Below are 12,094 nucleotides of genomic sequence, written 5' to 3' on the forward strand. Positions count from 1 at the left end.
TGCCACCGCCCCGCCGGCGGGGGGCCCGCCCCCCCGCCTTATTATACAACGCCGGCCCCCCGGCGGGGGGGGGGGGGGGGCGCCGCGCCCCCCCCCCCCCCCCCCACCCCACCTTCGTATGTGGGCCTCCGCACACTCTCCCGTCGCAGGTCAACGGCGAGTTGACGGGCCTTCGCGGGCCGTGGTGGACTGCCGGAGCCAATACGGCAGCAGGAGAGGAAGCCGGTGTGAATCCGGCGCGGTCCCGCCACTGTCATCGAGGAGCTGACTCCTCGGAAGCCAGGAACTCTCGCCGCCGATCACGTCGAACCAGGGCGCGGACACCCTGAGTGAGGACATATCGCCATGCGCGGCCGCCCGTTGCCGGACCAGTTCCCGAGCGTGAGCTCACTTCTCGGCACAGCGACCGGCTGAAGCCATGCGTGCCGATCGCGACTTCGCGTACGGCGCCGCCGCCGGCCTTCTCGGTGATCTGTTCCTCGGCGATCCTCGCCGCGGGCATCCGGTCGCCGCGTTCGGGCGGGCCGCCGGTGCCGTCGAGCGTGTCCTGTGGCGTGACCACCGCGGGTGGGGCGCCCTGCACGCCGTGGTGTGTGCCGGAGGCGCTGCCGGTGCGGCCGCCCTGGCCTCCTCTCTCGTACGTGACTCACGCGCCGCCTCCGTCGCGCTGACCGCCGCCACGACCTGGGCCGTGCTCGGCGGGACCTCGCTGGGGCGTGAGGCGCGGGCCGTGGGCGGGGTGCTCGCCGCCGGGGACATCGAGGTGGCCCGGGAGCGGCTGCCGCATCTGTGCGGGCGTGACCCGCAGGCCCTGGACGCCGACGGCATCGCGCGGGCCGTGGTGGAGTCCGTCGCCGAGAACACCTCCGACGCCGTGGTGGGCGCCCTGGTGTGGGGAGCCCTGGGGGGCGTGCCCGGCCTCGTCGCCTTCCGCGCCGTCAACACGCTCGACGCCATGGTCGGGCACAAGTCCGCGAAGTACCGGCGCTACGGGTGGGCCTCCGCCCGGCTCGACGACGTACTGGGGTGGCCGGGCGCCCGGCTCACCGCCGTGCTCGCGGCTGCCGCCGGGGACTCTCCGCGGGGTGCCGTGCGCGCCTGGCGCCAGGACGCCGCAAAGCATCCGAGCCCCAACGCCGGTCCCGTCGAGGCCGCCTTCGCCGGGGCGTTGGGCGTACGGCTCGGGGGGACGCTCTCGTACGGGGGGCGGGTCGAGCACCGGCCTGTCCTGAACGGGGACGGGCGGGGCGTGGACGTCGCGGACATCGAGCGGGCCGTGAAGCTGTCGCGGCGGGTCGGTCTGCTTGCCCTGGGCGTCGCGGCCGCCGTGAGCACGCTACGGAAAGGCAGGGCCTCATGAGTGGTGGACTCCTCGTCGCGGGGACCACGTCCGACGCGGGCAAGAGCGTCGTCACCGCCGGGATCTGCCGGTGGCTGGCCCGCAAGGGCGTCTCCGTCGCGCCCTTCAAGGCGCAGAACATGTCCCTCAACTCCTTCGTCACGCGCGAGGGAGCCGAGATCGGGCGCGCCCAGGCCATGCAGGCGCAGGCCGCCCGGGTCGAGCCGACCGCGCTGATGAACCCCGTACTGCTCAAGCCGGGCAGCGACCGCAGCAGCCAGGTCGTCCTGATGGGCAAGCCCGTGGGCGAGATGAGCGCGCGCGGCTACCACGGGGGGCGACAGGAAGCGCTGCTGTCGACCGTCGTGGGATGCCTGGAGGAACTTCGGGGCAGCTATGACGCCGTGATCTGCGAAGGCGCGGGCAGTCCCGCCGAGATCAATCTGCGGCGTACGGACATCGTGAACATGGGGATCGCGCGGGCCGCCCGCTTCCCCGTGGTCGTGGTGGGAGACATCGACCGCGGGGGCGTCTTCGCCTCCTTCTTCGGGACGACGGCGTTGCTGAGCGCCGAGGACCAGGAGCTGGTCGCCGGGTATCTCGTGAACAAGTTCCGGGGCGACGTCTCGCTGCTCGAACCGGGGCTCGACATGCTCCATGGGCTCACCGGACGGCGCACGTTCGGTGTGCTGCCGTTCCGGCACGGCCTCGGCATCGACGAGGAGGACGGCCTGCGGGTCTCCCTGCGGGGTGCCGTACGGGAGTCCGTCGTCGCTCCCCCGGTCGGCGAGGACGTGCTGCGGGTCGCCGTCTGCGCCGTACCGCTGATGTCGAACTTCACGGACGTGGACGCGCTGGCCGCCGAACCCGGCGTCGTCGTGCGGTTCGTGGACCGGGCCGAGGAACTCGTCGACGCCGATCTCGTGGTCGTGCCCGGCACGCGCGGCACCGTGCGCGCCCTGGAGTGGCTGCGCGAGCGCGGCCTCGCCGACGCCCTCGCGCGGCGCGCCGCCGAGGGTCGCCCCGTCCTCGGCATCTGCGGCGGCTTCCAGGTCCTCGGCGAGCACATCGAGGACGACGTCGAGTCGCGGGCGGGAGCCGTCGACGGGCTCGGGCTGCTGCCCGTGCGCGTGCGCTTCGCGCGCGAGAAGACCCTCGCGCGGCCGGTCGGCGAGGCGCTCGGTGAACCCGTCGAGGGGTACGAGATCCATCACGGCGTCGCCGAAGTCCTGGGCGGGGAGCCCTTCCTGGACGGCTGCCGCGTCGGCGAGGTGTGGGGCACGCACTGGCACGGCTCGCTGGAGTCCGACGCGTTCCGGCGGCGCTTCCTCACCGAGGTCGCCCGCGCCGCAGGGCGCCGCTTCGTGCCCGCGCCCGACACCAGTTTCGGCGTCCTGCGCGAGGAGCAGCTCGACCTGCTCGGAGACCTGATCGAAGAACACGCGGACACGGACGCGCTGCTCAGCCTGATCGAGACCGGCACACCCGCCGGCCTCCCCTTCATCGCACCGGGGGCACCCTCATGACCGTCCTGCTTCTGTCCACCGCCGACACGGACCTCCTTGCCGCCCGTGCCTCCGGCGCCCCCTACCGCATCGGCAACCCGACCCGGGTCGACGCGCAGGCCGAGCTGCCCGCGCTGATCGAGGGCGCGGACATCGCCGTCGTACGCCTGCTCGGCGGGAAGCGGGCGTGGGAGGACGGGCTCGCGGCGCTGAAGGCCGCCGGGATTCCGACGGTGCTGCTCGGCGGCGAGGCCGTGCCGGACGCGGAGCTGATGGCGGAGTCGACCGTGCACGCGGGGTCCGTGGCGGAGGCGCTGCGGTATCTCGTCGAGGGCGGCACGGAGAACTTGCGCGAGCTGGCGCGCTTCCTCAAGGAGGACGTCCTGGCGGCGGGGCACGCGCGCTCCGGTGACGCCCACGAGCGACGGAGCGCCGAGCCGCGGAAGATGCCCGAGTACGGGGTGCACGGCACGCGCGCGTACGTCGAGGGCCGGCCGACCGTGGGGGTGCTCTTCTACCGCGCGCACCAGCTCTCCGGGAACACCGGCTTCGTCGACACGCTGTGCGACGCGATCGAGGCGCGCGGCGCCAACGCGCTCCCCGTGTACTGCGGTTCGCTGCGCGGCGCCGACGCGGGCCTGTACGAGATCCTGGGGAAGGCGGACGCCCTGGTCGCCACCGTCCTCGCGGCGGGCGGCACCCACCCGTCGGGCGCGAGCGCGGGCGGCGACGAGGAGGCCTGGGACATCGGCGCGCTCGCCGACCTCAACATCCCTGTCCTGCAAGGACTTTGCCTGACCTCGTCGCGTGCCACGTGGGAGGCGTCGGACGCCGCGCTCTCCCCCATGGACGCCGCCATGCAGGTGGCGATCCCCGAGTTCGACGGCCGTGTCATCACCGTGCCGTTCTCCTTCAAGGAGCAGGGCCCCGACGACGTACCGGTGTACGTGGCCGACCCCGAGCGCGCCGCGCGGGTCGCCGGAATCGCCCTGCGGCACGCCCAGTTGAAGCACAAGCCGAACGCGGAGAAGAAGCTCGCGCTCGTCTTCACGGCCTATCCCACCAAGCACTCGCGCGTCGGCAACGCGGTAGGCCTGGACACTCCCGCGTCGGCGGTGCGTGTGCTGGACTCCCTGCGGGACGCGGGGTACGTCGTCGAGGGCCACCCCGACAACGGCGACGAGCTGATCCACCGGCTCATCAACGCCGGTGGCCACGACGTCGAGTGGCTCACCGAGGAGCAGCTGGCCGCCGCCCCCGCGCGCGTGCCGCTCGCCGACTACCGGGCGTGGTTCGACAAGCTGGACCCGGAGCTGCGCGACGGCATGCTGGAGGCGTGGGGCGAGCCGCCCGGCAGCCTGTACGTGGACGGCGACGACATCGTGCTCGCCTCCCTGCAGTTCGGGAACGTCGTCGTGATGATCCAGCCGCCGCGCGGCTTCGGCGAGAACCCGATCGCGATCTACCACGACCCCGACATGCCACCCTCGCACCACTACATGGCGGCCTACCGCTGGCTGGAGATGTCCTTCGGCGCCGACGCGGTCGTCCACATGGGCAAGCACGGCACGATGGAGTGGCTGCCGGGCAAGGGCCTCGGCCTGAGCGGTGGTTGCGCTCCGGACGCGGTGCTCGGCGAGCTGCCGCTGATCTACCCGTTCATCGTGAACGACCCCGGCGAGGGCACCCAGGCCAAGCGGCGCGGGCACGCCACGGTGGTGGACCATCTGGTGCCGCCGATGGCGCGCGCGGACACGTACGGGGACCTGGCGAAGCTGGAGCAGCTGCTCGACGAGTACGCGCTGGTCAGCGACCTGGACCCGACGAAGGCCCCCGCCGTGCGGGCACAGATCTGGACGCTGGTGAAGGCCGCAGAGCTGCACCACGACCTGCATGTCGACGAGCAGCCCGACGACGGCGAGTTCGACGAGTTCGTCATGCACATCGACGGCTATCTGTGCGAGATCAAAGACGTGCAGATCCGTGACGGCCTGCACATCCTCGGCGGTGGCCCCGAGGGCGAGGCGCGCGTCAACCTGGTCCTCGCCGTGCTGCGCGCCTCGCAGGTCTGGGGCGGTCAGGCGAACGCCCTGCCGGGTCTGCGGGCCTGCCTCGCCGAGCACTTCGGGCTCAGCGAGAAGGAGCTGCTCGCCGAGCCGGGCGCGGCGGTGAAGGTCGCGGACGGCCTGACCTCGCTGGTCGACGGGCCCGCCCGGACCGGCGCGGACGCCCTGGACCTCCTTGAGCAGCTGTGCCGCCGCCTCGCCGAGGGCATGGAGGAGCGCGGCTGGGAGCTCGGCGCGGTGCGTGAGCTGGTGCGCGAGACCATCGGGGTCGAACTGCCGCCCGCCGTGGCCGTGTTGGGCTTCGCGTGCGAGGAGGTCGTACCCCGGCTGGCCAGGACCACGGACGAGATCGGGCACATCCTGCGGGCGCTCGACGGCGGTTACGTCCCGGCCGGGCCCTCCGGGTCGCCCACCCGCGGCCTCGTGAACGTGCTGCCGACCGGCCGCAACTTCTACTCCGTCGACCCCAAGGCGATCCCCTCGCGGCTCTCCTGGGAGGTCGGCCAGGCGCTCGCCGACTCGCTGATCGCCCGCTATCTGGCGGACACCGGCGACTACCCGAAGTCGGTCGGCCTGACCGTGTGGGGCACGTCGGCGATGCGCACCCAGGGCGACGACATCGCGGAGATCCTGGCGCTCCTCGGGTGCCGTCCTGTGTGGGACGACGCGTCCCGGCGCGTCACCGGCTTCGAGATCGTGCCGGCGGAGGAGCTCGGACGGCCGCGCATCGACGTGACCGTACGGATCTCCGGGTTCTTCCGGGACGCGTTCCCGCACGTCGTCGGCCTGATCGACGACGCGGTACGGGCCGTGGCGGAACTGGACGAGGCCCCGGAGTCCAACTACGTACGGGCGCACGCCGACGAGGACACCGCCGAGCACGGTGACCGGCGCCGGGCCACCTCCCGGATCTTCGGCTCCAAGCCCGGAGCCTACGGCGCCGGCCTGCTCCCGCTGATCGACGCGCGGAACTGGCGCAGCGACGCCGACCTCGCCGAGGTGTACGCGGTCTGGGGCGGCTACGCCTACGGGCGCGGGCTCGACGGCAAGGCCGCGCGCGGCGACATGGAGACCGCGTTCCGGCGGATCGCCGTCGCCGCGAAGAACGTGGACACGCGCGAACACGACCTGGTCGACGCCGACGACTACTTCCAGTACCACGGCGGCATGGTCGCCATGGTGCGGCACCTGACGGGCGAGTCCCCCGAGGCGTACGTGGGCGACTCGGCGACCCCCGACCAGGTGAAGACGCGGACCCTGGGCGAGGAGACCCACCGCGTGTTCCGGGCCCGCGTGGTCAACCCCCGCTGGATGGCGGCCATGCGGCGCCACGGCTACAAGGGCGCCTTCGAGATGGCCGCCACCGTGGACTACCTCTTCGGGTACGACGCGACCGCGGGCGTGGTCGACGACTGGATGTACGAGAAGCTCTCCGCCGAGTACGTCTTCGACCCGGAGAACCGGGAGTTCATGCAGAAGTCCAACCCCTGGGCGCTGCGCGGCATTTCGGAGCGGCTGCTCGAAGCGGCCGAGCGTGGCCTGTGGGCCGAGCCGGACGCGGGGACGCTGGAGCGGCTGCGGGCCACCTACCTGGAGCTTGAGGGCGATCTTGAGGGGGACGGGTGAGGCCCACCGTCCCCTGCCAAGACCTGGAACACGCAATGGAGGCCTTGTGAGTACCCCCTATCCGTTCACCGCCCTCGTCGGCCAGGACGACCTGCGGCTCGCCCTGCTGCTCAACGCCGTGTCACCCGCCGTCGGCGGTGTCCTCGTACGCGGCGAGAAGGGCACCGCCAAGTCCACCGCGGTGCGCGCCCTTTCGGCGCTGCTCCCGCAGGTGCCCGTCGTCGCCGGCTGCCGGTTCTCCTGCGACCCGGCCGCCCCCGACCCCGCCTGCCCCGACGGCCCGCACGAGGCGGGCGGGGCCTCCGTGCGGGACGCGCGGATGGTCGAGCTGCCCGTGGGCGCCTCCGAGGACCGTCTGGTCGGCGCGCTCGACATCGAGCGCGCGCTCGCCGAGGGCGTCAAGGCCTTCGAGCCCGGCCTGCTCGCCGACGCGCACCGCGGCATCCTCTACGTCGACGAAGTGAACCTGCTGCACGACCACTTGGTGGACCTGCTGCTCGACGCCGCCGCCATGGGCGCCTCGTACGTCGAGCGCGAGGGCGTCTCCGTGCGCCATGCCGCGCGGTTCCTGCTCGTCGGCACCATGAACCCCGAAGAGGGCGAACTGCGACCGCAGTTGCTCGACCGGTTCGGGCTCACCGTCGAGGTCGCCGCGTCGCGCGAGACCGATCAGCGGGTGGAGGTCGTCCGTCGGCGGCTCGCGTACGACGACGACGCGGAGGGGTTCGCCGCGCGCTGGCACGACGAGGAGGCCGCGCTGCGTGCCCGGATCGTCGCGGCCCGCGCGCTGCTGCCCCACGTGCGGCTCGGCGACGGCGCGTTGCGGCAGATCGCGGCCACCTGCGCGGCCTTCGAGGTCGACGGGATGCGGGCCGACATCGTGATGGCGCGTACGGCGACGGCGCTCGCCGCCTGGGCGGGCCGCGAGGACGTGCTCGCCGAGGACGTGCGCCAGGCCGCGCTCCTCGCGCTTCCGCACCGGCGCCGGCGCAACCCCTTCGACGCGCCGGGACTCGACGAGGACAAGCTCGACGACACGCTGGAGCAGGCTTCCGACGGTGACCAGGGCGACGACGACCCGGACCCGGACGGCCCCGGCGGTGGCGGCAACCCCCCGGAGAGCGGGCCCGACACGCCCGACACGCCCGGCTCGCCGGAGTCGCAGCCGGAACAGCCGGAAACGCAGGGCGACACGGGCCAGGAGGACGAGGCGTCCCCCGCGCAGGCTCCGGCAGCCGGTGGCGGTGAGCAGCAGCCCGTGCGGGCCGCGGAGCCGTTCCGCACGAAGATGCTGAGCGTGCCCGGCCTGGGCGAGGGTGCCGCGGGGCGGCGCTCACGGGCGCGGACCGAGCACGGGCGGACCACCGGGGCCCGGCGGCCCCAGGGTGCGCTCACCAAGCTGCACCTGGCGGCCACCGTGCAGGCGGCGGCCCCGCATCAGCGGGCGCGCGGGCGCTCCGGGCGGGGGCTCGTCGTACGGCGTGACGATCTGCGGCAGGCGACGCGGGAAGGGCGTGAGGGCAACCTCGTGCTCTTCGTCGTGGACGCCTCCGGGTCCATGGCCGCGCGGCAGCGGATGAGCGCGGTGAAGGGCGCGGTGCTCTCGCTGCTGCTCGACGCCTACCAGCGGCGGGACAAGGTCGGCCTGGTCACCTTCCGGGGGGCCGACGCGGAGGTGGCGCTGCCGCCCACGTCGTCCGTCGACGCGGCTGCCGCCCGCCTGGAGACGCTGCCCACGGGCGGACGTACCCCGGTCGCGGCCGGGCTGCTCAAGGCGCACGAGGTGCTGCGGGTGGAGCGGCTGCGCGATCCCGCGCGGCGTCCGCTGGTGGTGGTCGTGACGGACGGCCGGGCCACGGGTGGCGTGGAGCCGGTGGCCCAGGCGGGGCGTGCGGCGCGGCTCTTCGGGGCCGCGGGGATCGCCTCGGTGGTCGTGGACTGCGAGTCAGGGCCCGTACGGCTCGGTCTCGCGGGGCAGCTCGCGGGTGAGCTCGGCGGGACCGCCGTGACGCTCGACGAGCTGCGGGCGGAGTCCATCGCCGGGCTCGTCAAGGACGTACAGGGAACTCGTATGAGGAGCGTGGCCTGATGCCTCAGGGGCAGCCGAGCGTGGTGCCGGACGACGGGCTCACCACGCGTCAGCGGCGCAACCGTCCGCTGGTGGTCGTGCACACCGGGATCGGCAAGGGGAAGTCCACCGCCGCCTTCGGGCTCGCGCTGCGGGCCTGGAATCAGGGGTGGCCCATCGGGGTCTTCCAGTTCGTGAAGTCGGCGAAGTGGAAGGTCGGCGAGGAGAACGCCCTCAAGGTCCTCGGGGCCTCCGGCGAGGGCGGGTCCGTCGACTGGCACAAGATGGGCGAGGGCTGGTCGTGGATCCAGCGCGCGCCGGCCGACGGCGAGCAGAGCAACGAGGAGAAGGCCCGCGAGGGCTGGGAGCAGGTCAAGCGAGACCTCGCCGCCGAGACGTACCAGCTGTACGTGCTCGACGAGTTCGCCTACCCCATGCACTGGGGGTGGATCGACACGGACGAGGTCGTCGAGACGCTCCGGGCGCGGCCCGGGAACCAGCATGTCGTCATCACGGGGCGCAACGCGCCTGCTGAGCTGGTCGAGTTCGCCGATCTCGTGACGGACATGTCCAAGGTCAAGCATCCGATGGACGCCGGGCAGAAGGGCCAGAGGGGCATCGAGTGGTAGCTCGGCTTGTGGTGGCAGCGCCGTCTTCCGGAAGCGGGAAGACGACCGTCGCCACGGGGTTGATGGCCGCGTTCGCCGCGGCCGGGCTCGCCGTGTCCCCGCACAAGGTGGGGCCCGACTACATCGACCCCGGGTATCACGCGCTGGCCACGGGCCGCCCCGGGCGGAACCTCGACGCCTTCATGTGCGGGCCCGAGCTGGTCGCGCCCTTGTTCGCCCATGGGGCGCGGGGATGTGATCTCGCCGTGGTCGAGGGCGTCATGGGCCTTTACGACGGAGCCTCCGGGCAGGGCGAACTCGCTTCCACCGCGCAGGTGTCGAAGCTGCTGCGGGCACCTGTGGTGCTTGTCGTGGATGCTTCTTCGCAGTCGCGGTCCGTTGCCGCGCTTGTGCATGGGTTCGCCTCGTGGGATCCGGAGGTGCGGATCGGGGGCGTGATTCTGAACAAGGTGGGGTCTGCGCGGCATGAGGCGTTGCTGCGGGAGGCGCTGGATGAGTCGGGGGTCCCGGTCCTCGGGGCGCTGGGGCGCGCCCCGCAGGTCCAGGCTCCGTCGCGGCACTTGGGGCTTGTGCCGGTCGCCGAGCGGCGGGCTGAGGCTTTGGAGTCTGTTGCGGCGTTGGCCTCGCAGGTCCGCGAGGGGTGCGACCTCGATGCGATTCTCGCGCTGGCGCGCAGTGCGCCTGCGTTGTCGGGTGACGCGTGGGATCCGGTTGCGGTGGGTGCCCCCCAGGGACTGCACCATCCGGCCAACCCCGTGGTCGCCATCGCAGGTGGCCCCGCCTTCTCGTTCTCCTATGCGGAGCATGTCGAGCTGCTGACCGCCGCCGGGGCCGATGTCGTCACCTTTGATCCTCTGCACGATGAAGAGCTGCCGCCCGGCACCGCCGGGTTGGTCATCGGCGGTGGCTTCCCCGAGGTGTACGCGCCCGAGCTCTCCGCCAACGAGCCGTTGCGCAAAGCCGTCGCCGAGCTGGCGCTCGGCGGTGCGCCCGTGGCCGCCGAATGCGCCGGACTGCTGTACCTGACGAGGGAGCTGGACGGGAAGCCGATGTGCGGGGTGCTCGACGCGCACGCGCGGATGTCCGAGCGGCTCACGCTCGGGTACCGCGACGCCGTGGCCGTGTCCGACAGTTCCCTCGCCGTCGCCGGGACACGGATGCGGGGGCACGAGTTCCACCGCACCGTCGTCGAACCGGGCGCCGGGGCGGTCGCCGCCTGGGGGATGCACGCGCCCGAGCGGCGCCTCGAAGGCTTCGTACAGCAAGGTGTGCACGCGAGTTACCTGCACACGCATTGGGCCGCCGAACCCGGTATCGCCCGTCGGTTCGTAGAGAGGTGCAGAGGATGGGCAGCAGCATGAGCAGCAAGCTGGTCGGCGTCGGGGTCGGCCCCGGAGACCCCGAGCTCGTCACGGTCAAGGGCGTCAACGCGCTGCGTGCCGCCGCTGTCGTCGTCGTGCCCGTCATGGCCGCGCCTGACGGCACGGACGGCGGCGAGCGCGGGCGCGCCGAGTCGACGGTGCTGCACTACGTGCCCGAGGACAAGGTCGTACGCGTCGTGTTCGCGCTCAACGAGCGCAGTGACCGGCAGCGCCGCGAGGCCGCCTGGGACGCCGCCGGGGAGCGGGTCGCCGCGCTGCTGCGGGAGCACGGCTCGGTGGCGTTCGCGACGATCGGCGACCCCAACGTGTACTCGACGTTCACCTATCTCGCGCAGACCATCGCGGAGCTCGTGCCCGGCGTCGAGGTGGAGACCGTGCCCGGCATCACCGCCATGCAGGACCTCGCCGCGCGCAGCGGCGCCGTCCTCACCGAGGGCACCGAGCCGTTGACGCTGGTGCCGGTGACCGCGGGCGCCGCCGTGCTCAAGGACGCGCTCGCCGGGCCCGGCACGGTCGTCGCCTACAAGTTCGGCCGGCTCGCCCATGAGGTGGCCGCCGCGCTGCGGGAGACCGGGCGGACCGAGGACGCGGTGTGGGGGTCGGCCCTGGGGCTGCCCGAGGAGTCCATCCAGGGGGCCGCCGAACTCGGCGACGCGCCGCTGCCCTACCTGTCCACCCTCATCGCTCCCGCACGGCGCGAGAGCGGCCGGGGCGGAAAACTGTGACACCCTCCGCGGGCGCCTCACTCCGCGATGCCCACCACCAGCCAGATGAACCCCGCCCCGGCCACCGTGCACAGCAGCGTCGAGCGGGCCGGGTGCTCGTGGTGGGCCTCGGGCAGGATCTCCGCGGCGGCGAGGTAGAGCAGTGCTCCGCCGAAGAAACCGAGATATCCGCCGAGAAGTTGCTCCGGGATGGTGAACAGGAGCGTCGAGGCGGCGCCCGCCACGGGGGCCACCGCGTCCGCGAAGAGCATCGCGAGGGCCTTGCGGCGTGCGTTCCCGTACAGGCTGGTGATCGTGTACGTGTTGAAGCCGTCCGCGAAGTCATGGGCGACGACCGCCAGGGCCACCGCCGCGCCCATGCCGCCGCCCACCTGGAACGCGGCGCCGATCGCGATGCCGTCCATGGCGCTGTGCCCGACCATCGCGCCGGCCGCCGTCAGACCCACCTGAGGAACGCGGCCGTTGTGCTCGTCCGCCCCGTGCGCGGCGTGCCGGCCCGCCAGGAGACGCTCCACCAGGTGCGCGGCGAGGAAGCCCGCGACGAACAGGAGCAGCGCCGCCGGTACGCCGAAGACCGGGGTGCCCGATGCCTCCAGCGCCTCCGGCAGCAGATCCAGGCCGACCACGCCGAGCATCAGACCGCCCGCGAGCCCCAGGACGAGGTGGCGCCGGTCAGTGACCCGCTGGGCCGTCCAGCCGCCCACCAGGGTCATCACAAAAGCGCCGAGCGCCACGAACACCGCCATGCGCCCTT

8 protein-coding genes and 1 riboswitch are annotated in these 12,094 nt (G+C 73.0%); of the genes, 7 read left to right on the forward strand and 1 reads right to left on the reverse strand.

The window, feature by feature from the left end:
- The first annotated feature begins 165 nt into the window (after positions 1-165).
- A riboswitch (cobalamin riboswitch) is annotated at positions 166-311 on the forward strand.
- A gap of 107 nt (positions 312-418) precedes the next feature.
- The 7 genes from ACWFRU_RS35845 to cobI are packed head-to-tail and all read left to right on the forward strand — an operon-like array spanning position 419 to position 11,340.
- Positions 419-1,360 (forward strand): cobalamin biosynthesis protein, encoded by a 942-nt coding sequence (locus ACWFRU_RS35845; protein ID WP_453692281.1) that lies wholly within the window; start codon positions 419-421, stop codon positions 1,358-1,360.
- Complete coding sequence (locus ACWFRU_RS35850) at positions 1,357-2,865, forward strand: cobyric acid synthase (RefSeq protein ID WP_453692282.1); 1,509 nt, start codon at positions 1,357-1,359, stop codon at positions 2,863-2,865. The genes ACWFRU_RS35845 and ACWFRU_RS35850 overlap by 4 nt, the downstream gene beginning before the upstream one ends.
- Positions 2,862-6,536, forward strand: a complete 3,675-nt coding sequence (gene cobN / locus ACWFRU_RS35855; protein WP_453692283.1) for a cobaltochelatase subunit CobN — start codon at positions 2,862-2,864, stop codon at positions 6,534-6,536. The genes ACWFRU_RS35850 and cobN overlap by 4 nt, the downstream gene beginning before the upstream one ends.
- Positions 6,537-6,582: 46 nt before the next feature.
- Complete coding sequence (locus tag ACWFRU_RS35860) at positions 6,583-8,625, forward strand: putative cobaltochelatase (protein ID WP_453692284.1); 2,043 nt, start codon at positions 6,583-6,585, stop codon at positions 8,623-8,625.
- On the forward strand, positions 8,625-9,233 hold the full coding sequence (gene cobO / locus ACWFRU_RS35865) for a cob(I)yrinic acid a,c-diamide adenosyltransferase (protein ID WP_453692285.1): 609 nt from the start codon (positions 8,625-8,627) through the stop codon (positions 9,231-9,233). The genes ACWFRU_RS35860 and cobO overlap by 1 nt, the downstream gene beginning before the upstream one ends.
- Positions 9,234-9,244: 11 nt before the next feature.
- Entirely contained in the window at positions 9,245-10,594 is a 1,350-nt protein-coding gene (locus ACWFRU_RS35870; protein ID WP_453692286.1) for a cobyrinate a,c-diamide synthase, read from the forward strand.
- A complete protein-coding gene (cobI, locus tag ACWFRU_RS35875) occupies positions 10,591-11,340 on the forward strand; it encodes a precorrin-2 C(20)-methyltransferase (protein WP_453692287.1) in 750 nt (249 codons plus the stop codon). The genes ACWFRU_RS35870 and cobI overlap by 4 nt, the downstream gene beginning before the upstream one ends.
- Before the next feature lie 17 nt (positions 11,341-11,357).
- On the opposite strand, the gene ACWFRU_RS35880 is transcribed toward cobI, so the two are convergent.
- Entirely contained in the window at positions 11,358-12,086 is a 729-nt protein-coding gene (locus ACWFRU_RS35880; protein ID WP_453692288.1) for a ZIP family metal transporter, read from the reverse strand.
- Positions 12,087-12,094: the final 8 nt, after the last annotated feature.

The sequence above is a fragment of the Streptomyces sp. NPDC055099 genome (assembly GCF_053607685.1).

Coding starts and splice junctions, on each gene's coding strand:
- ACWFRU_RS35845 (WP_453692281.1), top strand. CDS start 419: ATGCGTGCCGATCGCGACTTCGCGTACGGCGCCGCCGCCGGCCTTCTC.
- ACWFRU_RS35850 (WP_453692282.1), top strand. CDS start 1,357: ATGAGTGGTGGACTCCTCGTCGCGGGGACCACGTCCGACGCGGGCAAG.
- cobN (WP_453692283.1), top strand. CDS start 2,862: ATGACCGTCCTGCTTCTGTCCACCGCCGACACGGACCTCCTTGCCGCC.
- cobO (WP_453692285.1), top strand. CDS start 8,625: ATGCCTCAGGGGCAGCCGAGCGTGGTGCCGGACGACGGGCTCACCACG.
- cobI (WP_453692287.1), top strand. CDS start 10,591: ATGAGCAGCAAGCTGGTCGGCGTCGGGGTCGGCCCCGGAGACCCCGAG.
- ACWFRU_RS35880 (WP_453692288.1), bottom strand. CDS start 12,086: ATGGCGGTGTTCGTGGCGCTCGGCGCTTTTGTGATGACCCTGGTGGGC.